Genomic DNA, 25,626 nt, shown 5'->3' with positions numbered 1-25,626 from the left:
TTGAAGCTGCGCTTCGCAGTTCCGTTTTTCGTTCTCTATTTCTACAGATTGAAGACTTCAACTATGTTGAAAATAGGGACTTGACTTACTTTTATGTTTTTGTTCAATTTAAAATTATTTCTTTTTACAATAGCCAATAGCCAATAGCCAATAGCCAATAGCCAATAGCCAATAGCCAATAGCCAATAGCCAACAGCTAATCGTTAACCCAATTCTCTAATATCTTTTTTCCGTCTGGTGTAAGTACAGATTCTGGATGATATTGCACCCCCTTTACATCGTATTCTCTGTGACGCAAGGACATGACTTGTCCGTTTTCATCAAATGAAGTGGGCTCCAAGCTATCTGGTAAATCTGGATTTACAACCCAAGAATGATAACGACCAACTTCAATATTTTTTTTCAATCCTTTGAAAATGGTTTCGTTATCAACACATATTTCAACTTGAGTGGCCACACCGTGATATACTTCATCTAAATTAATAAGGGAACCACCAAAAACTTCACCAATGGCCTGTTGTCCTAAGCATACACCTAAAATGCTTTTGGTTGGGGCATATCTTTCTATAATGGCTTTTAGTAATCCAGCTTCATCGGGTATTCCTGGTCCTGGCGATAGCACAATTTTGTCAAACGGTTCAACATCTTCTAGAGCTAACTTATCGTTTCTTACTACAGTAACATCGCAATTTAAATCTTCTAAATAATGCACTAGATTGTAGGTGAAACTGTCGTAATTATCTATAACTAATACTTTTTTCATCTTTTCGTCATTCCTGCTCAAGCAAGAACCTTTTTAATTATTGTATTCTATTAATTCTTGTTCATTTTGTCTTGATACAAAACGAACCATAAAATCAAATCAATCTAAGGAAATTCCGGCGGAACATTCGCTTACGGAATGTCCCGCTAAAAGCTTCGCTTTGCATCTTCATTCCTTCATCATTATTTCTGCAGATTGATGATTTCGACTAGGTCGAAAATGAGGGCTTTACTTTTTACTTAATTGTTTTTCTAAATTAAACATTTATTAATTTTCTAAACTCATATATCTTCTGCTAATTTGATAGCTTTGGTTAATGCTCCTAACTTATTGTATACCTCCTGCAATTCATTTTCTTGGTTTGATTTTGAAACCATACCTGCACCAGCTTGCCAATTCAATTTGTAATCTTTACTTAAGAAGGTTCTAATCATAATGGCGTGGTTAAAATTACCATCAAAATCCATAAAACCTATGGCGCCACCGTAATAACCACGACTTGTTTTTTCATATTTTTCAATGAGTTGCATAGCCATATGTTTTGGTGCACCACTTAAAGTTCCTGCAGGAAAAGTATCTGCTACAACCTGCATCGTAGAAGTAGTGTCGTGTTTTTGTCCCGTAACTTTACTTACCAAATGAATAACATGCGAAAAAAACTGAACTTCGCGATACGTTTCAACTTTCACCTGGCTGCCATGGCGGCTTAAGTCGTTTCTTGCTAAATCTACAAGCATAACGTGTTCCGCATTTTCTTTATCGTCGTTTTTTAACTTTTCGGCTAAAACGGCGTCTTGTTGGTCATCACCGGTGCGTTTAAATGTGCCTGCAATGGGGTGAATTTCTGCCAAACTATCGCTAACAATAAGTTGTGCTTCAGGCGAACTTCCAAAAATTTTAAAATCCCCATAATCAAAATAGAATAAGTAGGGGGAAGGGTTTACGCTTCGTAAGGCACGATAAACATTAAAATCGTCTCCAGTAAATTCTTGTGAAAAACGTCTGGATAGTACCAATTGAAACACATCACCTCGGTGGCAGTGCTTTCTAGCTAGTTCAACATTTTCTTTAAATTCATCATCGGATAAGTTAGAATCAATATCGCCTTTGGTGTTGAAATTATATGAGGCAAAATTTTGGATGTTGATGAGTTTATCAATTTCATCAATATTATTTTCGTTGTCATCATAACAATGTGCAAATATGTAAGCCTCATTTTTAAAATGGTTTATAGCTATAATATTTTTGTAAACGGCATAATATACATCGGGAATAATAACAGAATTGTCTTTTTTGCTTATTTGAATATCTTCAAAATACCTAACGGCATCGTAGGCAGTGTAGCCAAAAATGCCATTGTTGATGAATTTGAAGTTTTCTTCCGATTTTGCATCAAAGCGCTTGGTGAAATTATAAATTTCGTCAACCACATTCACCTCATCAGTTATTTCCAAACGGGTTGTGCTTTCATCTGGAAAGGATTGAGATATTACTTCATTTTCAACCTTAATAGACGCAATGGGATTAAAACAGATATATGAAAAGTTTTTGTGGTTTCTATGGTAGTCACCACTTTCCAAAAGTATACTGTTCGGGTATTTGTCACGAATTTTATAATACACGGTAACTGGTGTAATGGTATCGGTTAGTATTTTTTTATGGTGAGTATAAAGGCTATATTTTTCCATTAATTAATGATTTCGGTACAAAGAAAAAGGCTTGTCGTGAATTGACAAGCCTTTTTGAATATTTTTAGTTTTAAATATACTAGGTTTTACTTCACGAATTTTTAGTTTCTAAAGCACCACCACCAAGTTTTATTTAAAATCGTATTCATTGTTTTGTTTTTAACGCTTCAAATATAGAAATGAAAAAATTATTACCCAAAATATTGTCGGTTTTTTTCAAATAAAAAACTACCATTGGAGAATGGCAGTTTTTCTAGATTATTAGGATGCACTCGAACTTGGTTAATTTGCTATTAATCTTAACTTCCCTAATAATCGAATGAGTTCGAGCTTTTCATCGTTGTTCAAGGAATTGGTTAAATCTAACTCTGCGTTATTAATAAGGCCGTCTACCTCATTAAGAAAATCCAACCCTTCGTTTGTTATTGTGATATCGATTTTTCTTTTGTTTTGTTTGTTTTTTGTCTTTTTTACGTATTGTTTTTTTACTAGTTTATCTACCAATCGCGTAGTGTTGCTCATTTTGTTTATCATGCGTTGTTGTAGAATTGCCAATGTTACCGGCTTGCCTTTTTGCCCCCGAAGAATTCTCAGTACATTAAATTGTTGTAGTGAAATATCGTAAGGTTTGAGTACAATGTTCAATTTGCCGTTAACCAAACCATGGGTAAACAAAAGGTTAACAACAACTTTTTTTGACAATGGTAGATTAGAGCTTGTTTTAAGTATGTCTTCTATCCTCACTTGTTAACTCTTGTATATACAAATGTACGGAAATTGCAGGAAATATATGGGAATAATTAGCTAATGATTTTTTTTAACATAAAAAACTGTTAAAAATCATTAATAAACTTATGGAATTTTTAATTTTAAAAATATGAAAATAAAACTTTTAACGCTTAGCGTGTTGTTTTTGGTAAGTTGTATTAATGACAAAAAAAATGATACTGCCATTAATAGAACACCCAATCAAACAGAATCGAAACCTGTTAGCAAAAAATTAGACCTAGAAGTTTATGATTTTGAGGGTTTTGAGAAGTTCTTGAACAGACATGACGGTAATACCTATGTCGTAAATTTTTGGGCCACTTGGTGTGCACCTTGTGTGAAAGAGTTGCCTTATTTTGAGAAATTGAATGCTGAGTATAGAAATGAAAAGGTAGAGGTGTTGTTGGTGAGTTTAGATTTTCCGCATTTGTATGAGAAGAAGTTAATGCCGTTTATACGAGAAAATAAGTTGCAGAGTAGGGTGGTAGCGCTTGATGACCCAGATATGAATAGCTGGATTCCTAAAGTAAGTGAAAACTGGTCAGGCTCCATTCCTGCTACTATAATTTATAAAAATGATACGCGTGAGTTTTATGAGCAGTCATTTACCTATGAAGAATTAAAAGAAAAATTAAACCCATTTTTAAATAGATAAAATTATGAAAAAGTCAATCAAAATTCTTTCAGTAGCGCTTGTTTTAGTTGTAATGAGTGCATTTACCATTAGTGACGGTTATAAAATTGGCGATATCGCCGAAGATTTCTCTTTAAAAAACATTGATGGTAAAATGGTTTCGCTATCAGATTACGAAGAAGCTAAAGGATTTATCGTAACTTTTACTTGCAATACATGTCCTTTTGCTGTTAAATATGAAGATAGAATAATAGCATTAAATAATAAATATGAAGACAAAGGTTACCCTGTAATTGCCATTATGCCAAATAATGTTGAAGTGAAGCCTGGTGATAATTTGGATGCCATGAAACAAAGAGCAGAAGATAAAGGTTTTAATTTCCCTTATTTAATTGATGCCAAACAAAGTGTTTACCCTAAATACGGTGCCACTAAGACGCCACATATTTTTGTGCTGCAAAGTACTGATGAAGGAAATGTGGTTAAGTATATTGGAGCTATTGATGATAACTACAAAGATGCTTCTGCAGTAACTACTAAATATGTTGAAGATGCCGTAGATGCATTGTTGGCCGGTGAAGAAGTTCCTGAAAAAGAAACAAAAGCCATAGGGTGTACTATTAAAGTTTAGTTAGTCAAACTATAACTATGAATATGAAAAAAAAGCTCCGAATCATTTCGGAGCTTTTTTATTTAGTTAAACTAATTGTTTTTTAAATATGGTCTGTTTTCTGTCTGGACCAACAGATACGATAGTAATTGGTATTTCCAATTCCTTTTCCAAAAATGCAATGTAATCGTTTAGCGCTTTTGGTAATTCTGAAGCATCAGACATGCTGGTTAAATCTTCTTTCCAGCCACTAAAATTAGAATAAATAGGTTCAACATTTTCTTCCTCTATATTATAAGGTAAATGCGAAATGGTTTCCCCCTTATATTTGTATTGCGTACATACTTTTAAGGTTTTGAACCCAGAAAGTACATCAGCTTTCATCATCATTAATTGCGTAACACCATTAACCTGGCAAGCATATTTTAATGCAACCAAATCTAACCAACCACAGCGTCTTGGGCGGCCTGTGGTAGCACCAAATTCATGACCAACTTTCGCCATGGTCGCGCCATCTTCATCGAACAACTCGGTTGGGAAAGGCCCAGACCCGACTCTAGTGGTATAGGCTTTAAAAATACCGAACACTTCACCGATTTGGTTAGGTGCAACACCCAGACCTGTACATGCCCCGGCAGCGGTTGTGTTACTTGAGGTAACAAAAGGATATGTGCCAAAATCAATATCCAATAAAGAGCCTTGTGCACCTTCAGCTAAAATGGTTCTTCCTGATTTTTGCGCTTGGTAAATATATTCCTCAGAATCTATGAATTTTAACGATTTTAATGTTTCAATGGCGTTAAAAAACTCATCTTCCAGTTCTTTTAAATTATACTCAATATCCACACCATAAAATGCAATCATTTTTTCGTGCTTATCTGCCAGATTTCTGTAGCGTTCTTTCCAGTCGCTAAGTTCTAAATCCCCAACGCGAATACCGTTTCTTCCGGTTTTGTCCATGTAAGTAGGGCCAATTCCTTTTAAAGTAGATCCAATTTTGGACTTACCTTTAGAAGCTTCGCTGGCAGCATCAAGTAATCTGTGGGTTGGTAGTATAATGTGTGCTTTACGAGAAATCATTAGAGATTTTCTATAATCGACATCTTGCACTTCAAGCTTGTCCAATTCCCCTTTAAAAATAACCGGGTCTATTACCACACCATTTCCTACCAAGTTGGTAGCATCGTCATGAAAAATTCCCGATGGAATGGTATGCAATACGTGTTTTTTTCCGTTAAAAACCAAAGTGTGCCCCGCATTTGGGCCACCTTGAAAACGGGCTATAATGTTGTAGTTAGATGTTAGTACGTCAACAATTTTACCTTTGCCTTCGTCTCCCCATTGTAGTCCTAGTAGTAAATCTACTGCCATTGTAAAAAATTAGTTATTTGTTTGTTGATTTTCTGTTTCCGTAGAAATAGAGTGAGTGGTTGTTAATTTCAATATCGAAAACTTCTTCGATGGTTTTCTTTATGGATTGAATTCTTGGATCGCAAAATTCTATAACTTCACCTGTGTCTGTTAGTATCACATGGTCGTGTTGCCTGTCAAAATAAGACTTTTCGTAATGTGCTTGATTTTGCCCAAACTGATGTTTTCTTACTAAACCACATTCTAAAAGAAGCTCAATGGTATTGTAAAGCGTAGCACGAGAAACTCTGTATTTTTTGTTTTTCATGCTAAGATATAGAGATTCTATGTCAAAATGCTCGTTGTTATTATAGATTTCTTGCAGTATGGCATAGCGTTCGGGCGTTTTTCGGTGTCCGTTGGCTTCAAGAAACGTAGTAAAAACGTTTTTTACAATCTCTTGATTTTTGTTTTCTGGTTTAGCATCCATAATTTCGTGGCAAATTTACACTTTTTTTACACTCTAGTAACCTTATCGATACCATTAATTTTTTTAAGTTTATCCAAAAGCTTCCTGATCATGGTATTGTTTTTTACAACAACATTGATTTTGCCTGAAAACAATCCGTCATGGCTTTCGAAACTTACACTTTTCATATTGACGTGCATATTCTCTGAAACCACAGTAGTAATATCGTTTACAAGGCCAATGTGGTCAATTCCAGCAAGTACAATCTTAACCAGAAATTCCTGTTGGGTAGAATCTATCCATTTGGCCGGCATGATACGGTAAGCATAGTTGGACTGTAAACTAACAGCGTTGGGACAGTTTTTTTTATGAACTTTAATACCTTCGTTAACGGTTAAAAAACCAAAAACGGCATCACCAGGGATGGGATTGCAGCAATTAGCTAATTTATAGTCGAGCTTTTCCTCTTCTTTTCCAAAAACAAGAGAATCATATTTTAAGGTAATTTCTTCTTTGTCAAGCTCCTCTTTTTTAATTGGTGTTTTTTTGTTGATACGATTCTTGATAAAAGTCATGAAAGCATTGCTTCTTGAGGAGGCATAATTTTTAATCAAGGTATTATCAATAGTTCCAACACCAACTCTGTAAAATAAATCCAGACTTGTTTTTAGCTTGAAGAATCTTACCATATCATTGACGGATTCTTCGTCAAGTGTTATTTTTAATTGCTTGAGCTTACGGCGCAACAATTCTTTTCCGTCCTCGCCAATAATTCTTTTGTTTTCCCGTAAGGCCGATTTTATTTTGCTTCGTGCTCTTGCCGTAGTAGCATAATCTAGCCAGTTGGCATTTGGTTTTGCGTTTTCGACTGTTAAAATCTCAACTTGGTCGCCACTTTTAAGTTCGTGGCTTAGTGTAACCAATTTATTATTGACCTTGGCGCCACGGGTTTTCATTCCAACTTCGGTATGAATATGAAAGGCAAAATCGAGAGCGGTTGCACCTTTGGGTAGTGATTTTAAATCACCTGCTGGGGTAAACACGAATATTTCTTTTGAATATAGGTTGAGCTTAAACTGTTCTACAAAATCTACCGCATTAGTTTCTGGATTTTCAAGAGCTTCTTGAAGTCGGTTTATCCAGGTTTCTAGATTATCTTCTTTCTCGTTGCTTTGTTTATATTTATAGTGTGCCGCATAGCCCTTTTCGGCAATTTCGTTCATACGTGCGCTTCGTATCTGAACTTCTACCCAACGGCCTCTAGGGCCCATAACGGTAATATGTAAGGCTTCGTATCCTGTCGATTTGGGAGAGGATATCCAATCGCGCAACCGAATAGGGTTGGGCCTGAAATGGTCAGTAACAATGGAGTAGATTTTCCAGGCCAAGAACTTTTCGTTATGAGGGTCGGCGTCACATTTGTAAATGATTCTTATGGCGAACTTATCGTAAACCTCATCAAAAGAAACACCCTGATTCATCATTTTCTTTTTAATGCTGAAAATGGATTTTGGTCGTCCTTTTATGGTATAACTAAGACTTTCCTTGTCGAGCGAATTTTGTATGACGGCGCTAAATTTTTCAATATAGGCGTCTTGTTCGTCTTTGCTTTCCTTTATTTTGCTGAGAATGTCGTTGTAAACATCGGGTTCGGTATATTTTAGTCCAAGATCTTCCAATTCGGTTTTGATATTATATAAACCTATTCTGTGCGCTAAAGGTGCATAAATATAAAGGGTTTCGGATGCGATTTTTATCTGTTTGTCGGGACGCATGGAATCCATGGTTTGCATATTGTGTAACCTGTCCGCGATTTTTATAATGATTACCCTAACATCATCGTTTAAGGTAAGCAGCATTTTTCGGAAGTTTTCGGCTTGCAACGACACGTCCATGTCTTTTTCTTTGCTCAATGAGGATATTTTGGTCAACCCGTCAACAATAGTCGCAACGGTTTTACCGAAGAGTTTTTCGATATCTTTAACCTCGTAATCAGGGCTGTCTTCAACCACATCATGTAATAGGGCTGCCGCGATTGATGTACCGTCCAAACCAATTTCTTGAGCAACAATTTTGGCCACCGCCAATGGATGAAAAATATACGCTTCTCCGGATTTACGGCGCTGATCTTTATGACCGTCCATGGCTACTTCAAAGGCCTTTCTTATGAGCTTTTTATCGTCGTCCGTTAAGGTTGTATAGCTAACTTTTAAAAGCTCTTTGTAAGCTTTGGTAATCGCAGCATTTTCTTTTTCAATGTATTCCTCTGTCATCATAATTTAAAAGTAGCATAAAGAAAATTAACAAGCAATACCTAATTATAGTTTTTTGTTTGGAGTTTACTTTTTGGAGCTGTTTAAAAAACTTACCAATTGCGATACAGCTTTGCCTCGGTGACCAATACTATTTTTTAGGCTTAAATCCATTTGGGCAAAAGTCTGTTCGTAGCCTTTTGGCCTAAAAATGGGGTCATAGCCAAATCCTTTCTCACCATATTTAATTTTTGTGATTTCTCCGGTACAGATTCCGGCAAAGGTTTGTAATTCATTATTAAGGTGAAGGGCGATAACAGTTTTGAACTGCGCAGTTCTGTTGGTTGTGTTTTTTAATTCAGAAAGCAATTTCCGCATGTTGTCTTCGGCATTTTTTTGTTCTCCAGCGTACCTTGCGGAATACACTCCGGGTGCACCGTTTAAAGCTTCAACTTCAAGTCCTGTGTCGTCGGCAAAACAAGCGTAGCCGTAATGGGTCTTTATGTATTCAGTCTTTTGGATAGCATTGCCTGCAATTGTATCTTGTGTTTCAGGGATGTCCTCTAAACAACCAATATCTTTTAGGCTTAATAATTTAATGTTGTTGGGTACTAAAGCTTGAACTTCACTTATTTTGTTTTTGTTGTTGGTCGCGAATACAAGTTCCATAGATATGATTTTATGAATATCAAAAATAAGATTTAAAAACCATTTGGCATAAGTATGAAACCCTGTTCGGCTTTCTAATTTATTTTATGACTTTTATCACTATGAATTTTTCAAAAAACTTGTATATTACCACTATAATTAATCATTAAAAAGAAAAGATTATGACAGTAAACATTCAGTATGTAGATGTAGATGTAAGTGAAACCCTTTCGGCGTTCACTGAAGAAAAACTAGAAAAATTGTTTAATAGATATGAGTTTTTAATTGGCGCAACCGTATATTTTAAAAAAGATGAAAAACATCATGATAAAGGTAAAATTTGTAATATAGAATTGAGTTTACCGGGTCCCAGAATATTTGCAACATCAGAGGAGCATAATTACGAAGTGGCCGTTAGGGAGACCATTAGCGACTTAGATCGCCAACTAAAAAAAAGAAAGCAAGTTTATAAAACGTATTAGCGGTGGTGGTAGGGCTCATTCCTTAAAATAGTGAATCCTCTGTACAGCTGTTCAATAAAAAATAATCGAATCATTTGATGGGAAAATGTCATTTTAGACAATGATATTTTCCCATTAGCTTTTTTATAAACGTCTTCAGAAAATCCGTAAGGACCGCCAATAACAAAAACCAGTTGTTTAATGCCCGAGTTCATATACTTCTGTAAATATGAAGAAAAGGCAACCGAATCGACCTGTTTTCCATTTTCGTCCAAAAGAATCAATTGATCCGTTGGCTTTAATTTACCCAAAATAAGTTCGCCTTCTTTTTGTTTTTGTTGGGACTCGCTTAAGTTTTTGCTGTTTTTTATATCGGGGATAATGTCCAATTCAAATCTAACATAGTGCCCTAAACGCTTTGTGTAATCGTTAATTAAATGTGTAAGTTGTTTATTATCAGTTTTGCCGATGGCAAGTAGTCTAATGGTCATAAATACAAAATTATGGCTTTCTGTTTATGAAAAACGCAGCTAAATAACGAAAAAAATATAAATTTCATAAAATATTAATTTAATTAAGTAAATCTATTTCTTATTTTTGCTCTAAACTAACCGACAAATAATGATTACACAAGAACAGTTTGATAGCGAAGTTAAAGGTATAATTGCTAATGCCATTAGAGAAGATGTAGGTGATGGCGACCACAGCTCTTTGGCTTGTATTCCCGAGAATGCGAGAGGAAGAGCTAAGCTTTTGGTAAAGGATAAAGGTATTATTGGTGGGGTTAATTTTGCGAAAAAAGTTTTTGCATACGTTGATAAAAATTTAAAGTTGGATGTGCGTATTGAAGATGGTACCGAGGTAACTTTCGGCGATGTGGTAATGTATGTTGAGGGGTCTTCGCAGTCTATTTTAAAGGCAGAACGAACCGTTTTAAATGCTATGCAGCGAATGAGTGCCATTGCTACAAAAACAAGAATGTTTGTTGATTTGGTTGAAGGCACAAAAACTAAAATTTTAGATACCAGAAAGACAACACCAGGGATACGTGTGCTTGAAAAGTGGGCCGTAAAAATTGGTGGAGGTGAAAACCACAGGTTTGCATTGTATGATATGATTATGCTAAAAGACAATCATATTGATTTTGCTGGAGGCATTACCAAAGCCATTGAAATGACCAAGCAGTACTTGGAAGAAACCGGTAGAAAACTTTTGATAATGGTTGAAGCAAGAAACCTTATTGAAGTTGAAGAAATATTGCAAAACGAAGGGGTTTATAGAATTCTCTTGGATAATTTTGATTACGAAGATACCAGAAAAGCGGTAAAAATAATTGGCGATAAGTGTCTTACCGAATCATCAGGAAATATAAATGAAGATACCATACGGCATTATGCCGAGTGTGGTGTGAATTATATTTCATGCGGTGCATTGACTCATTCCGTTTATAATATGGACTTGAGTTTAAAAGCCGTTAAATAAATATTGGCCGAATATATTGTTCTTTAAATTCGAACTTAAATATTAAAAGGCAATCTTAATTTTAATAACTTTGCTTACTACTGCAAAAGCAAATTATTAATGGATAAATCCCTAGAAGATAAACTTGACAAAATTCCTGTGGTTAATGTTTTGGTGCGGTTTTTCAAACAGATAAAACTGCCTGGTCTTGAAGGGTTGTCGTTTTACGATTTGCTTGAACTTTACATAACGGGTATAGTTAGAGGTGCTTTAACTACAAGAGCTAGTGCCATTGCATTTAGTTTTTTTACGGCTATTTTTCCGTTTTTGTTGTTTGTATTAATCGTTATTCCGTATGTGCCTATTGATGATTTTAAAATTGAATTTTTAAGATTTTTAGAATCATTTTTACCGCCAACAACATCAGATTTTTTCTTCAAAAATATTTTTGAAAATATAGACCAATCGCAACGTGGCGGACTGCTTTCATCAGTTTTTATATTGTCAATAGCCTTAATGGCCAATGGTGTAAATGCGGTGTTTTCGGGTTTTGAAAATTCATACCACGAGCAACTTACCCGTAACGTGTTTCGGCAGTATTTGTTTGCTTTGGGCATAGCCTTAATTTTGGCATTTTTACTTATTGTAACTATTGCCGTTTTGGGTTATATTCAAATTTATGTGGTACAAGGTTTGTTGGATGCTCTAGAAAAGCATGGCTATCACGTTGGCACTGATAGTGTTTTTTGGACCAGCGTAGTGCAGTACCTCTTTTTTGTTGTTATGGTTTATTTGGCTACAGCAACGCTGTATTATTTTGGAACACGCGAGGGGAGAGAATCGAGATTCTTTTCCATTGGAGCCTTATTTACTACGCTTCTTATCATGCTCACGTCGTATTTGTTTGGACTTTATATTGAAAATTTTAGCCAATACAATAAGCTCTATGGTTCCATAGGCGCATTGCTGATTTTGTTGTTTTATTTATGGCTCAATGCAAACATTTTGCTTTTGGGTTATGAATTAAATGCCTCCTTGAATAAACTAAGAAAAAGACGTTAGTTTATGTTAAATTTTATTGACGTTATTATTCCTATTCCGCTTCAAAAGTTATTTACTTACGGCATAACATCTGCCGAAGCCGAATTTCTAAAACCAGGAATGCGCGTTGCTGTGCCCTTCGGAAAATCTAAAATTTATACGGGTATTGTTTTTAAAATCCATGCCAATGCACCAACGGCTTATGAAGCTAAAGATATTCAACAAATTTTGGATGAATCCCCAGTTGTTAACCAAAGGCAATTGCAACTGTGGCAATGGATAGCCAATTACTATTTGTGTACTTTAGGTGATGTAATGCGAGCAGCCTTGCCAAATGCTTTTATTTTGGAAAGTGAAACTGTAGTTAGTAAATGTAAAGTGCAAACTGTTGATGAGTCTGATTTAAAAGATGATGAATTTTTGGTTTTTGAAGCGTTGCAACATCAGTCGTCATTAAAAATTCATGATATTTCCAATATTCTTGAAAAAAAGAATGTTCTGCCAGTAATAAAAAGGCTTATTGAAAAAGAAATTGTTACAGTTGAAGAAGAGGTTTATGAAAAGTATAAACCTAAGTTGGTGCGGTATGTGAAATTGCATAACAATTTTTCTTCAGAAAGTGCGCTTCAAAATTTATTAGAAGATTTGAGTAGGGCGCCAAAGCAAAGTCAAGTAGTGCTCACCTTGTTTTCTATTTCTGCCAAAACCAAAAAGCCAGTTAAAGTTTTAGATTTAACCCAAGAAAGTGGAGCATCTTCAGCCATCATCAAAGCATTAATTGATAAAGGTATTCTCGAAGAATATCATATTCAAACCGATAGGGTAGAGTACACGGGGGGAGATACTGAAAGTTCAAAAACACTCAACACTTACCAGAAAACAGCTTTAATTGAAGTAAATAAAAGTTTTGAAAAACATCAAGTTACCTTATTGCATGGCGTAACCTCTTCGGGCAAGACCGAAATTTATGTAAAACTGATTGAAGATGCTCTTAGTGACAACAAGCAAGTACTGTATCTACTTCCTGAAATTGCTTTAACTGCGCAGTTAATCAATAGGCTTCAGGAATACTTTGGCGAAAAGGTAGCGGTATTTCATTCTAAATACTCATCGCATGAACGAGTTGAGGTTTGGAACCACGTTTTGGATGATTCTGCGAAAGCGAAAATTATACTGGGTGCCCGTTCGTCGATATTCTTGCCGTTCAAAGATTTAGGGCTCATTATAGTTGACGAAGAGCACGAACAATCTTTTAAACAATTTGACCCGGCACCGCGCTATCACGCACGCGATACAGCCGTGGTTTTAGGAAATATGCATCAGGCAAAAGTGCTTTTGGGTTCGGCAACTCCAAGTTTGGAAAGCTATTTTAATGCGAAACAAAACAAATACGGTTTTGTGGAATTAAACCACCGGTATAATGATGTGATTATGCCCGACATTGAATTGGTGGATATAAAGGATAAGCGCAAAAGAAAAGAAATGAAAGGCCATTTTAGTGATAGGTTGTTGGGGGAAATGGCCGAAACTTTAGAAGCTGGTCAGCAGGTTATTTTATTTCAAAACAGAAGAGGGTTTTCGCCCATTGTCGAGTGTAATACTTGCGGACATTCGCCACAGTGTCCTAATTGCGATGTGAGTTTAACCTACCATCAATACCGTAGCCAGTTGCGTTGTCATTATTGCGGCTATGTGATGGCTATGTTGCAAGATTGTATGGCTTGTGGTAGTCAAGAGTTGGATAATAAAGGTTTTGGAACCGAGCAAATAGAAGAGGAGGTTAAAGTGTTGTTCCCCAAACGCAATGTGGCTCGAATGGATTTGGATACCACACGCGGAAAATACGGCTATGAAAAGATTATAACTGCTTTAGAACAACAGGAAATAGATGTTTTGGTTGGCACGCAAATGCTTACGAAGGGCTTGGATTTTAGAAATGTAAAACTGGTTGGTATTATGAATGCCGATAATATGCTGAACTTTCCGGATTTTAGAGCACACGAGCGGAGTTTTCAGCTTATGGTGCAAGTATCGGGTAGGGCGGGGCGCACCGAGGAACGAGGTAAGGTTTTGATACAGACCTATAATCCGCACCATAATATTTTGCAACAAGTTTCAACGAATAATTATATTGATATGTTTAACGAGCAAATGAACGATCGTTATAATTATAAATACCCACCGGTCTACAGGCAGATAAAAATTACGCTAAAACATAAAGATTATAATAGGGTTGAAAAGGCTTCCATTTGGTATGGCAAATCACTAAGGCAAATATTTGGTGATTTTGTTCTTGGCCCGGAGTCGCCACCAATAGCTCGTATTAGAAACCAATTTCATAAAAACATTTTGGTTAAAATACCCAAACAACAGTCTTTGTCAAAAACAAAAGAAGCTATTATTAAAGTAAATAATAGCTTCCAAAGTATAAAAGATTTTCGGTCGGTTAGGGTAATTTTAAATGTCGATAACTTTTAGTGAAATAGAAATTACTTTCAAATTTCGTTATTGAACTTAACCCCAATTTAGAATCAGGATTTCTATCCATTTAAATCCTTAAATATTATTTAAGGCATCAACCAACTGGGTTTTTTTGTTTCTACTTAAAGGGATTTCGTAGGCACCAACCTCAACATTTTTACTGTTAAATCTGTCGATTTTGTCAAGATTAACAATGTAAGATTTGTGAATTCTTAAAAATTTGCCTTCTGGTAATTCGGCTTCAAACGCTTTCATGGTAGAAAGTACTACCAAGCTGTTTTCTTCAGTAACCAGTTTTACATAATCACCAAGGGCTTCAATCCATTTAATATCCTTAATATATACTTTACGTTTTTTAAGGTTGCTTTTCACAAAAATGTGCTCGCCATCTTCTTCGTTATAGTCTTGTGTTAACCTATGTTGTTCTAGAGCTTTTTCAACAGATGTGTTGAAACGTTCTTTAGTAATAGGTTTGTGTAAGTAATCGGTAGCATCGTAATTAAATGCTTTAAAAGCATATTCGGTTTTACCGGTTACAAAAATAATTTGCGGTTTGTTGTTTAATACGTCTAGAAGTTCAAATCCATTTAACACTGGCATTTCAATGTCTAAAAAGATAAGGTCTACTTGGTGCGTATTTAAACCATTTTTGGTTTCTAGGGCACTACTGTACTCTGCAATTAAGTTTAGCGAAGGGTGATTTTCGACCAACTTAACAATAGAGAGACGTTGTATTGCTGAATCGTCTACTACTACACAGTTTAAAGTCATAACATTTGTATTATTTCGGTTAAGTATCGACAATAGTACGAATAATTCGGTTAAAAACCAAAAAACATCGTTAAAATGCACATTTTAACAAATTTTTAACATTATTTGTCTCATGTTTTCGATCAATAAATTTAGGGTCGGTAATAGTTGTGTAATATATAGAATTTATTTATTTTTGCAGCCAATTTTTAACAATAAAAACGATTTTTATGAATCATTACGAAACTGTTTTCATCTTAAATCCCGTTTTATCTGAAGACCAGATAAAGGAAACAGTAAAGAAATACGAAGATTTTCTTGTTTCTAACGGAGCTAAGATGGTGGCAAAAGAAGATTGGGGGCTAAAAAAATTAGCTTACCCAATTCAAAACAAGAAAAGTGGTTTTTACCATTTGTTTGAATACACCGTTGCTGGTGATGTGATTAACCAATTAGAAGTAGAGTTTAGACGTGACGAACGCTTTATGCGTTATTTAACCGTTTCGTTAGATAAACACGCTATTTCTTGGGCAGAGAGAAGAAGAGAAAAACTTAAAGTAAAAGCTTAATTATGTCATCAATAGAACAACAATCAAAAGGAAAAAAGGACGGAGAAATTAGATATTTAACGCCTTTAAATATTGAAACTAGTAAGCAAAAAAAATACTGTCGTTTCAAAAAATCTGGTATCAAGTACATTGATTACAAAGATCCAGATTTCTTATTGAAATTTGTTAACGAGCAAGGTAAAATCTTACCTCGTCGTTTAACAGGGACGTCATTAAAGTACCAAAGAAAAGTGTCTGTTGCTGTAAAAAGAGCGCGTCACTTAGCTTTAATGCCATACGTAGCAGATTTATTAAAATAAAATACACATAACAATGGAACTTATATTAAAACAAGACGTTGAAAATTTAGGATTTAAAGACGATGTTGTAACAGTTAAGAACGGTTATGGTAGAAATTTTTTAATTCCTCAAGGGCAAGCTGTTATAGCTACGGTTTCTGCAAAAAAAGTATTGGCAGAAAACTTAAAGCAAAGAGCTTTTAAAGACAAAAGAGTAATAGAAGATGCTAACAAAACGGCAGAAGCTATTAAAGGATTAGATATTAAAATTACAGCTAAAGCAACTGAAGGTGCTACTGCTGGTGATAAATTATTTGGATCGGTAACCAAAGCTGATTTGGTTGAAGCTTTTGAAAAAGCAGGACACACAGTTGACAAAAAATTTGTTACTATTACAGGAGGAAACATCAAGCGTTTAGGACAGTACAATGCTGTTGTACGTTTGCATAGAGAAGTGATTTTCGATTTTCCTTTTGAGGTTATCGCACAGGCTTAATTAAGCTGAAATAAAATAAAGAGCCTCAACGATGTTGGGGCTTTTTTTATGATATTTGTAAAGATGAAGTACAGAAGACTTACAAAAGAACAGTTCGAAGAACTGCACCAGGAATTTATTAATTTTTTAGCCACGCAATCCATAACGCATGATGAGTGGACCAACCTAAAAGCTAATAAGCCCGAATTGGCCGAAACAGAGCTGGATGTGTTTAGCGACTTAATTTGGGAAGGTGTTTTGAACAAAGCCGAGTATTTAGAGCATTTTGCACCACAGCACATGTATTTGTTTCATTTGGATGACGAACAAATGCATGCCATCGTAGTAAACGTTAAAAATGAAGTTATCGATATTACAACCCAAGAAGGGTATGATTGGCTTCGTGAAAACTTAATGGATGAAAGCGTAGAGTTCCTTCAAGCTGACAAAGCATATTCAGAAGATAAAAATGCTGATAAATTCAATATGATTGAACAGGGCGCTGTAATAACCAAAGGCGAATTGTATCAGTATTTTGATAAGTTAATAAACTAACGTCATTGCGAGGAGGCACGACGCGGCAATCTATTAATCGTGTGTTGCTAATACTATAAGTTTCAATTTAAAAGATTGCCACGCTTTTTTTCTTGAAAAAACTCGCAAAGACGTCTTCATTAATTATTTTTGTCACTCCGCATCATACTATAACATTGGTTATGTTATGATGAGGAATTCGCTTTTTTAACCCATTGCAAAACAGAAAGAACTCGCTGGGCGTGGTGGAAGCGAAATCGAAGTTTATAAATTAAAATTATTAAATGGCCCAAAAACCAAGCATCCCAAAAGGTACCCGAGATTTTAATCCGGAACAAGTAGCTAAGCGAAACTATATTTTTAATACCATTCGTTATGCGTTTGAAACTTTCGGTTTTCAGCCCATTGAAACGCCAAGTTTTGAAAACTCTGAAACCCTAATGGGTAAGTATGGCGATGAAGGCGACCGTTTGATTTTTAAGATTTTAAATTCCGGGGATTATTTGGCAAAGGCTGATGCTGCTGCATACCAAGAAAAGGATTCAAATAAATTAACAAATTCTATATCAGAAAAGGCTCTCCGTTACGATTTAACGGTTCCCTTTGCCCGTTACGTGGTGCAACACCAAAACGAAATAGAGTTTCCGTTTAAACGTTACCAAATCCAACCTGTTTGGCGAGCAGATAGACCTCAAAAAGGACGTTTTAGAGAGTTTTACCAATGCGACGCCGATGTTGTGGGCAGCAACTCGTTGTGGCAGGAGGTAGAATTTATTCAACTATATGATGCTGTTTTTTCAGCGTTAAAACTGGAAGGTGTTACCATAAAAATCAATAACCGTAAAATTTTATCTGGAATAGCTGAAGTTATTGGTGCTTCCGATAAATTAATCGATTTTACCGTTGCACTCGATAAACTTGATAAAATAGGTGAAGAAAAAGTGAAGGAGGAGATGCGTGCAAAAGGCATTTCAGAAGATGGTATTTCAAAATTACAACCGTTGTTCACTTTGTCTGGGTCTTTCGAATCGCAAATTGAGAGTTTAAAAAGTATTCTAAACACTTCCGAAGAAGGTAAAAAAGGCATCGACGAACTGAATTTTATAAATAATGCTATTTCAAAATTAGGATTGGCGACGGCGGCTTTGCAACTTGATGTCACATTAGCTCGTGGACTTAATTACTACACCGGAGCTATTTTTGAGGTTGCTGCACCTAAAAATGTAAAAATGGGCTCGATTGGCGGCGGAGGCCGTTACGATGATTTAACCGGTATTTTCGGAATGAAAAACGTTAGCGGTGTTGGTATTAGTTTTGGTTTGGATAGAATCTATTTGGTTCTTGAGGAGTTGGGGTTGTTCCCAGAAACCGTGAATAAAAATGTAGAAGTACTGTTTATTAATTTTGGAGAAAAGGAAGCCTTATTCAGTTTAAAAGCGATCAAGCAATTGCGTCAACAGGGTGTTAATGCGGAACTATACCCAGATGCTGCCAAAATGAAAAAACAAATGAATCATGCCAATAAACGAAACATTCCGTTTGTGGTTTTGGTAGGTGAGGAGGAGATGAACACCAATAGCTATACTTTAAAAAGTATGGCTACTGGGGAGCAATTTAAGGTGTCTTTTGAAGCTTTGATGGAAAAAATAAAACCGTCCTAAAATTAAATTGGGGTATTTTTTTTGACCGATTTATTTTATAGCTATTTTCTTTCTGAGTAAAGCACCTTGATTGGTTTCAACTAATACAATGCCAAATTTAAGTTGATTAACATAAAAGGGAACTTTAATTTGGCTAGAGTTAACATGGTTTAAAGAAAACACTTCTTGTCCAGATAAACTGTATATATGGATGGTGCTAATGGTAAATTTGTCATTTGTCTCAACATAAAGTTCCTTTGTATTGTTCAAATAACCAATATTGGCATCGGTTAAAGAAACTTCTTCATTAGAAAGTGATTTAAAGGCTATTGAAGAATCTGCACTATTATCTTTAAAAACCAAATAAAAGCGATCTAAGTAATCTCCCGCTTCTATAGTATCAGCATAATTTGAGTCGTTGATTTGTGTGTATGTATTTAGTTGAGAATCATAAATGAACAAATCAATCGGTGTATCAAAATTTTCTAATTCTTCGAGGGCTATTTCAACTTGGCCATCCTTGGACATAAACATGTTTAATGGGTATTGTTTTGAGTCGTCAAATGCTCCAACACCTTGTGTTGTACAACGCAAATCCCCAATCATCCAGTTTAAATCATATGGGTAGGCATCTCTGTTTATGGCATCATAACCATAGTCATAATTATCACTAGCTGAATTATCTTTAGTAAAAGCTAGTAATAAATGTCTTACATAGCCGTCGGGCATAGTAAAATCAATCCTGACTCTTTGTATATTGCTGCTTATCGCCAGTGATGTTGATTCACTTGCAAAACCATTTGTTAGAGTGCACAAAAGGCATATTAAGAATAAGTATATTTTTTTTGCCATTAGATTTGGGGTTTTAATGAGCATTAACATTTTTTCTATAGCTAAAGTAGATATAAAACCCTTAAAGAGCAAAAAAAATCGACGAAATACACTTTTTTAAATATATATGATAAAAAGATTACAAATTTTTAAGTATTAAAAAAAGAAATGCCCTCTAGAACTCTAGAGGGCATTTTTATGCTTGTTTATATTTAATTATTGACTAACAATAATCTTTTCGTTAACAATTCCGATGGAGCTAACTACTTTAATAATATAACTACCTTCAGCAATATTTTTTGTTAAAGGAATTGTCATTTCATTAGACATTGTCGGTACGTTTGTTTTATTCCAAGCCTTTATTGTTTGTCCAAGCGTATTAATTAGATATACTTGTTTGATTTCAACATAATTTGCGGCTTTAATGTTAATTTCTTTAGTGTCATTTAAGTATTTAATATCGAATTGGTCAAACTCATTAACATTTGAAGAAAGCGTTTTATTCTTTTTAATGAATGTAATATAGAACCTATTTAAATGATTGCCAGCCTCAACTGTTGTTTCATATTTTGAATTCTTGTCATTTATTTTTGTGTAAGTTTCTAATAAACTATCATAAATATACACTTTGGTATTTGGGTCTAAATTTTCCATTTCAGTAATAGAAATTTCAATGACACCTCCATCTTTAGAGAAAATACCAAATGGATATTGTTTGTTTTCATCAAAAGCCCCAACCCCTTGAATGGTATATTTTTCATTATTTATCATGAAGAGCATATCACTAGGGATGGTTTCAAAAACTTTAGCATCATAACCATAATCAAAACCATCAGATGCTTCATTATTTGGTGTGAAAGCTAATAATAAAGACCTATTTGTTCCTTCAGCTGATTTGAACTGAAACCTAATGCGTTTAATAGATGTCTCATCTATAGTGGAGTCTGAACTATTTTTTGCACTTTTAGAATTACTTGATTTCAAAAATTGCGATCCATCAGCAGCATTATCATTGGTTTCTCTTTTGAAGATTCTTTGGCTATTCTGAAATTTAAGAAAATTTTCGTCTTTATCACCAGCAAATGCGGAATGAACAAAAAAGCCTTGAGCTACTGGCATATATTGACCAGGCCTTAAATTTGTATTTCCAGCACCACTAATATAAAATCCATCGGTTGTGGTATAATTTAGCCCTGTAACCGGAGCTAGTCCACCAGATAAATTGTAAGTGGCATAACCTCCTTGGTAATCTCTTAAAACGTGAGTGTTATTAGAGTCAAAATGTATCCAGAAATAAAGGGTGCCATCAATGCTTCCAGTAGTTCCTTGGTTGCCTCCAGGAATGTTATCCAAAATAAATTCATTTGCATCTAGAGCAGACGGATAGGGATTTCCAACTAAAGCATCGTTATTAAGGGTTATGGCTCTAGTAATAGTATTATTATTAGGTTTGCCGGTAAAAACATAGTTTTGATAAGAATAGCTTGTGTTGCCACTACCTTTCATGGTATAGCCTAATCCTGCCTTAATACCTGATGTTTTATATAGTTTGACCCAATTACCATATACATTGGTTGGGTAGTTCTCATAAGCCCATAACCAATATTCAGGAATAGATACTGGATTGGGGGCTGAAGCGTCATAACCACCTATCCATGTAATTGGTGCAGGAGAACTAGAAGTTGTGCCATCCTTTTTATTATTTGACAAAGTTGCAGGCATATTGTTGCTACTGGTATTTATGGCTCCAATTGGAAGACTCCAATAGTTATAATTAAATTTGTTTATACCCCCTTGCTGATCACGTTCTAAATAGCCACTACTGGTTACGTCCAAAATGCTTTCATTAAACTGAATTGTTGGATTCCCAGTAGTATTGTATCTTTTTTGTACCAGTTGGGATTCACCTACTAAATCAATAAAACCGTCAAGTTTTAGATAGTCTGTTATCCATAAGCCATGACCAGGATTCATTTCGTTTTGGCCGCCAGTATTAGTTATAGTTAATTCATTAGAGTCTACTAATAGTCCCAATAGGGTCATATCTTGATGGTCCATCGTAACAGTATTGGATGTTCTTACAATGTTCCAGTCTATACTAGTACTGTGTTGAGTGCTTCCCGGAATATACCAATAATCTCCATGAGTCCAGGTATTACTATTATCCCAATCATTATCACTAGAAGTCGTATAAGGAATTGGTGCCCATTCATTTTGGGAAGAATTAATATTTCTTAATCTACCAGTAACACCTTTGATAGCAGTAAGGTAACCACAAGCGGCATCCATTCTGTAATAACCTTCTAAATCAGCCCAGATGAGTAAATCTTCTTCAGTACCATCTTGATTGGTATCCACACCATATATTCTGGTTGGAATCACTTCACCACCTACGTCAGTTCCTAAAGCCATGATTTCTTGATTCATCATTTGCCTGATATGTTGGACATTAAGTGCTCGGTTCCATACCCTAAATTCATCCATCCATCCACTAAAATAATTCATAGGAATACCTGGAGGGCTTTGATCCATAGCTCCAAGTATGGCTTCTATATTATTAGGTGTGGTTGCAGGTGCGCTTCCAGAAACAGGACTGCCAATAGGCACACCATCTACGTAAATAATATATTCAGAACCATCAAAAGTAACAGCTATATGATAATACCTAGAAGTATCAATTATGTTTCCAGTAGAAATAGAACCACTACCAAAATTAAAGGATAAATTTCCTCCAGCTAAGGTTAAATCATAACCAGCATTAGGAACATTTATGTCTTTTCTTGAAAAAATGGTACCTGTTGTGGATTCGGGTTTAATCCAAACTTCAATACTAAAAGAACCATTTAAATTATAGTTATTTTTAAAGGTTATATAATCATCTGAGCCATCAAAATCTATGGTGCTACAGTTTGTAATGGTAACATCTACTTCGTCCCAACACGCATTGGCATCATTTAATGTCCATCGTAAAGTATAATCTCCTGGTTCAGCAGTAAAAGTTGCCCTAGGGTCTGTATTACTCGAGAAGGTTGCTGTTGCGCCGCATGCAGTAGTTGAAGCTGAAACAACACTCCAAGTACCAGTAACCCCTGTACCCATATAATCGAACACCGAACCCATGTCGTTGGGGTCATTTAATGTGTAATGTTGCGTTGGTACTACATCGCCACTTCCAGGACGAGGATAGGCAGCATTGCCGTACTCATCGAATGTTAAACTATTATTGTATGCCGAAATGGTATTGTCATAGGCATTTAATTGAATACTTGATTGTCCACATTTACCACTAGCTGGGGTGAAATCTTCTCCTGCATAGGCTAAACTAGTGCTAACATCTACAAATTCAGTACCATCGTCTGTATCTGCTCTACAGCCATTAACAAGTGCCGTTACATTAAACCGTCTTTCTCCTGGTACAATAGGTGTGAGTGTTACGTTGCTTCCTGTAGCAATTACATTTCCAAATTCATCACGCCATTGCAATATTTCATCTATAGGCGCATAAGGAAATCCTACATCATCAACCACCCAAGTACTATAAACATCGAAATTACTTGGGATATTACCGCAAGTGTTTGTCGCTCCTGGGGCAAAATTAGCATTACATGTAGATGTTGAAAGTGTACTGTCAAAAATAAACATGATCCTTAAACTTGGCTCATTCAAATAATCTGAAAGGTCTATGGATGCGGGTTGAAAAGGGTCAGATGTTGGATGTTGTCCCTGTGGACCATTACCACAACCTCCACTAGTTGCTAAAACTGAAAAACCAGAATCATTTCCAGAAGTTAAGTTGTCATTTTGATCAGTATTAAGAGTAATGTCATAATTTTCACCGCCATCTGTAGATAGTTTAATTTCTCCAAAAGCACCGTCACAGAAATAGTAAGCTTGATAGAATTCAAGTATAGCTTCACTAGCAGACATTCCTATAGTACTAAAAATAGGTGTTTCCATAGTAGTTGAAAAACCAATACCATTAGCAACAGCAAATTTTGTGTTGTCCGACGTATCATATCTAATACCTCCAAATATTCTTGGTCCATTGGTCTCAAACCAGTTTGATGGATTTGTATTATTACCAGGTGCTGGGAAGAATTCCACACCATCAACAAGCCAATTATCGGGGTTTGCATAATTAAAATAACCGCCGCCGCCAAATTGTCCTCCATACTCAAAGAAGCTAGAAGCCACAATGTCAACATCATCACCTAAACAAATAGTCGTACTTGTAATACTTTCTATAATAGGTGGTTCGTCTGGTGGTAAAAAACGTATTAATGCATAAGGTGAAATAGATGGACAACTACCAGATAGAATATAGGCTCTAACAATGGTTGTTGTTGTTAGCCCCATTATAGTCACTGTAGTTTGTCCCGAAGTACCGGCAACATCAGTCCATGAAACTCCTTGATTGGTTGAAATTTGCCAAGTACTAATATTGCTCGCATCAATATTGCTACCAGTAAGATCTAATGTCAATTCAACATCTCTAGGAACTAAAGTGCCACCAGGGCAAGCCGTAACTTCAACTAAATCACTTGCTGGCTCTGGGTTATCTGGTATTGGGTTTACAACGGTTCCTGTTATAGCGCCTGTTGAAATAGTTGGTGGGTCTACTATTATGGTAGTCGAACAACTATTAGGGTTTCCATTGTTATCTATTACAGTAAGTGTTACGGTATTGTTTCCAACATCAGTACAATCAAACACATTTGGACTAACACTCATAGAGGCAATACCACATTCGTCACTTGATCCATTATCTATCTGATCTGGAGTTATTGATGCAGTACCAGTAACTGGGTCTAAAGTTATAGTAAGAGAAGAAGATGCTATACAAACAGTACTTGGTGCTTCATTGTCTTCAACAGTAACGGTGGTAGTACAAGAATTTTGGAGGCCAGCATCATCTTCAACAACCAATGTTACTGTATTTGCTCCAACATTGCTACAATTAAAGCTTGATGGAGAAACACTAATTAATCTTGGAACTCCACAATTATCATTAGATCCATTATTTATTTCTGAGGCATCAATGTTGGCCATGCCATTAACCAATTGTACGGTAATTGGTTGACAAACAGCTGTAGGTGGGGTAGTATCATTAATGTTAAACACGTGGTCAACATCGGTCTCATTTCCACAAGCGTCTGTGATGGTGTATGTTCTATTAATAGTACCATTATAACTTTGTCCTACTAAGCTTCCTGTTGTTGAGGAAACCGTAAGATTGGAAGTGGCTGTACAATTATCGGAAGCATTGGCTCCAATTAAATTGTTAAAGGCTGTTATTGTTGTTATAGCGGCTGGTATATCTCCAGCGCATTGTAAGGCTGTTGCCGTTGGTGGGATTGCTGTAGGATCTGTTGTGTCATCAATAGTATATGTATATGTGTAAACAGATACATTATTTGCACAATCGGTATAAGTATATGTGTAAATTTTGTTAGCGCCACAGGCTGGAACGGGATCAACATTTTCAGTAATTACTGGAGTTAGATTGTTTCCACAAGCATCGGTAACAAGAGGAGCGGCAACTTGAACAGCATCTGCTAAACATTGTACATTGCTAGATCCGTTTGCAGGAACTATTGGTGAAGGTAAATCAATGGTATAAGTATGAGTCCAATCAACAGTAGTCGAAGAATCACAGGCAGTATATCTGTATCTCCAAACGACAGTTCCTTCACAACCAGGGGTTGCGGCATCTTGCCCAATAAGTACAGCAGAAACGGTTCTGCCACAAGCATCAGTAATATCTGCGGGAGCACCAGGGTCTGTTGCGTCAGCAGGACAAGCGACAGTGCTAGTTCCTAAAGCAGGAGGTGTTAAAGCGCCAGCGTAATCAATGGTATAAGTATGAGTCCAATCAACAGTAGTCGAAGAATCACAGGCAGTATATCTGTATCTCCAAACGACA

Annotated in this window: 22 protein-coding genes; 11 read left to right on the top strand and 11 right to left on the bottom strand. The window is 35.7% G+C overall.

The features are described from left to right. Window positions 1-196: 196 nt before the first annotated feature. The 3 genes from ACIEHO_RS15380 to ACIEHO_RS15370 form a co-directional block, all read right to left on the bottom strand. A complete protein-coding gene (locus ACIEHO_RS15380; protein WP_406973340.1) occupies window positions 197-763 on the bottom strand; it encodes an anthranilate synthase component II in 567 nt (188 codons plus the stop codon). 281 nt (window positions 764-1,044) lie between these two features. Further along, complete coding sequence (locus ACIEHO_RS15375; RefSeq protein ID WP_406973338.1) at window positions 1,045-2,451, bottom strand: anthranilate synthase component I family protein; 1,407 nt, start codon at window positions 2,449-2,451, stop codon at window positions 1,045-1,047. Window positions 2,452-2,733: 282 nt separating this feature from the next. Then, window positions 2,734-3,195 (bottom strand): MarR family winged helix-turn-helix transcriptional regulator, encoded by a 462-nt coding sequence (locus ACIEHO_RS15370; RefSeq protein ID WP_406973336.1) that lies wholly within the window; start codon window positions 3,193-3,195, stop codon window positions 2,734-2,736. A gap of 133 nt (window positions 3,196-3,328) precedes the next feature. Between ACIEHO_RS15370 and ACIEHO_RS15365 the strand changes: the two genes are divergently transcribed. Together ACIEHO_RS15365 and ACIEHO_RS15360 are read left to right on the top strand one after the other, a co-directional pair. After that, window positions 3,329-3,874 carry a TlpA family protein disulfide reductase gene (locus ACIEHO_RS15365; RefSeq protein WP_406973334.1) on the top strand — a complete coding sequence of 182 codons (546 nt, stop codon included), beginning with the start codon at window positions 3,329-3,331 and terminating at the stop codon, window positions 3,872-3,874. A gap of 4 nt (window positions 3,875-3,878) precedes the next feature. Then, a complete protein-coding gene (locus ACIEHO_RS15360) occupies window positions 3,879-4,484 on the top strand; it encodes a thioredoxin family protein (protein WP_406973332.1) in 606 nt (201 codons plus the stop codon). 66 nt (window positions 4,485-4,550) lie between these two features. On the opposite strand, the gene ACIEHO_RS15355 is transcribed toward ACIEHO_RS15360, so the two are convergent. From ACIEHO_RS15355 to ACIEHO_RS15340, 4 genes are all read right to left on the bottom strand, one after another. Further along, window positions 4,551-5,834: an adenylosuccinate synthase gene (locus ACIEHO_RS15355; RefSeq protein WP_406973330.1), complete on the bottom strand. Its 1,284-nt coding sequence runs from the start codon at window positions 5,832-5,834 to the stop codon at window positions 4,551-4,553. 13 nt (window positions 5,835-5,847) lie between these two features. Beyond that, window positions 5,848-6,303 carry a Fur family transcriptional regulator gene (locus ACIEHO_RS15350; protein ID WP_406973328.1) on the bottom strand — a complete coding sequence of 152 codons (456 nt, stop codon included), beginning with the start codon at window positions 6,301-6,303 and terminating at the stop codon, window positions 5,848-5,850. 26 nt (window positions 6,304-6,329) lie between these two features. Further along, entirely contained in the window at window positions 6,330-8,555 is a 2,226-nt protein-coding gene (locus ACIEHO_RS15345) for a RelA/SpoT family protein (RefSeq protein ID WP_406973401.1), read from the bottom strand. Between the two features lie 66 nt (window positions 8,556-8,621). Then, window positions 8,622-9,203: a non-canonical purine NTP diphosphatase gene (locus tag ACIEHO_RS15340; protein WP_406973326.1), complete on the bottom strand. Its 582-nt coding sequence runs from the start codon at window positions 9,201-9,203 to the stop codon at window positions 8,622-8,624. Between the two features lie 161 nt (window positions 9,204-9,364). On the opposite strand from ACIEHO_RS15340, the gene hpf reads away from it, so the two are divergent. Next, on the top strand, window positions 9,365-9,664 hold the full coding sequence (gene hpf, locus ACIEHO_RS15335; protein ID WP_406973324.1) for a ribosome hibernation-promoting factor, HPF/YfiA family: 300 nt from the start codon (window positions 9,365-9,367) through the stop codon (window positions 9,662-9,664). On the opposite strand, the gene rlmH is transcribed toward hpf, so the two are convergent. Beyond that, on the bottom strand, window positions 9,661-10,134 hold the full coding sequence (gene rlmH / locus ACIEHO_RS15330; RefSeq protein ID WP_406973322.1) for a 23S rRNA (pseudouridine(1915)-N(3))-methyltransferase RlmH: 474 nt from the start codon (window positions 10,132-10,134) through the stop codon (window positions 9,661-9,663). The two genes, hpf and rlmH, sit on opposite strands and share 4 nt — an antisense overlap. A 130-nt stretch (window positions 10,135-10,264) precedes the next feature. Between rlmH and nadC the strand changes: the two genes are divergently transcribed. From nadC to priA, 3 genes are all read left to right on the top strand, one after another. Further along, the gene (gene nadC / locus ACIEHO_RS15325; protein WP_406973320.1) at window positions 10,265-11,125 is read left to right on the top strand and encodes a carboxylating nicotinate-nucleotide diphosphorylase; all 861 of its coding nucleotides are present in this window, start codon (window positions 10,265-10,267) and stop codon (window positions 11,123-11,125) included. 99 nt (window positions 11,126-11,224) lie between these two features. After that, the gene (locus ACIEHO_RS15320; protein WP_406973318.1) at window positions 11,225-12,166 is read left to right on the top strand and encodes a YihY/virulence factor BrkB family protein; all 942 of its coding nucleotides are present in this window, start codon (window positions 11,225-11,227) and stop codon (window positions 12,164-12,166) included. A gap of 3 nt (window positions 12,167-12,169) precedes the next feature. After that, a complete protein-coding gene (gene priA, locus ACIEHO_RS15315) occupies window positions 12,170-14,623 on the top strand; it encodes a replication restart helicase PriA (RefSeq protein WP_406973316.1) in 2,454 nt (817 codons plus the stop codon). Between the two features lie 78 nt (window positions 14,624-14,701). On the opposite strand, the gene ACIEHO_RS15310 is transcribed toward priA, so the two are convergent. Beyond that, window positions 14,702-15,397, bottom strand: coding sequence for a LytR/AlgR family response regulator transcription factor (locus ACIEHO_RS15310; protein ID WP_406973314.1), 696 nt, complete (start codon window positions 15,395-15,397; stop codon window positions 14,702-14,704). A 209-nt stretch (window positions 15,398-15,606) separates the two neighbouring features. Here ACIEHO_RS15310 and rpsF point away from each other — a divergent pair, with 209 nt between their 5' ends. The 5 genes from rpsF to hisS all read left to right on the top strand — a co-directional run bounded on the left by rpsF (window position 15,607) and on the right by hisS (window position 18,893). Then, complete coding sequence (gene rpsF, locus ACIEHO_RS15305; RefSeq protein WP_406973312.1) at window positions 15,607-15,945, top strand: 30S ribosomal protein S6; 339 nt, start codon at window positions 15,607-15,609, stop codon at window positions 15,943-15,945. 2 nt (window positions 15,946-15,947) lie between these two features. Next, the gene (rpsR, locus tag ACIEHO_RS15300) at window positions 15,948-16,244 is read left to right on the top strand and encodes a 30S ribosomal protein S18 (RefSeq protein ID WP_406973310.1); all 297 of its coding nucleotides are present in this window, start codon (window positions 15,948-15,950) and stop codon (window positions 16,242-16,244) included. Window positions 16,245-16,257: 13 nt separating this feature from the next. After that, the gene (gene rplI / locus ACIEHO_RS15295) at window positions 16,258-16,719 is read left to right on the top strand and encodes a 50S ribosomal protein L9 (RefSeq protein ID WP_406973308.1); all 462 of its coding nucleotides are present in this window, start codon (window positions 16,258-16,260) and stop codon (window positions 16,717-16,719) included. Between the two features lie 63 nt (window positions 16,720-16,782). Then, window positions 16,783-17,253: a DUF6495 family protein gene (locus tag ACIEHO_RS15290; protein WP_406973306.1), complete on the top strand. Its 471-nt coding sequence runs from the start codon at window positions 16,783-16,785 to the stop codon at window positions 17,251-17,253. A gap of 263 nt (window positions 17,254-17,516) precedes the next feature. Further along, on the top strand, window positions 17,517-18,893 hold the full coding sequence (gene hisS, locus ACIEHO_RS15285; RefSeq protein ID WP_406973304.1) for a histidine--tRNA ligase: 1,377 nt from the start codon (window positions 17,517-17,519) through the stop codon (window positions 18,891-18,893). Window positions 18,894-18,923: 30 nt separating this feature from the next. Here hisS and ACIEHO_RS15280 read toward each other — a convergent pair whose 3' ends face one another. Continuing rightward, on the bottom strand, window positions 18,924-19,724 hold the full coding sequence (locus ACIEHO_RS15280; RefSeq protein WP_406973302.1) for a hypothetical protein: 801 nt from the start codon (window positions 19,722-19,724) through the stop codon (window positions 18,924-18,926). A gap of 195 nt (window positions 19,725-19,919) precedes the next feature. After that, a partial coding sequence (locus ACIEHO_RS15275; RefSeq protein ID WP_406973300.1) for an HYR-like domain-containing protein occupies window positions 19,920-25,626 on the bottom strand: 5,707 nt, incomplete at its 5' end.

It is taken from the genome of Flavisericum labens (assembly GCF_045446075.1).
GTDB lineage: Bacteria > Bacteroidota > Bacteroidia > Flavobacteriales > Flavobacteriaceae > Flavisericum > Flavisericum labens.
Note: the sequence above shows the minus strand (reverse complement) of the source record. Positions and strands in the feature narration are given on the sequence as shown.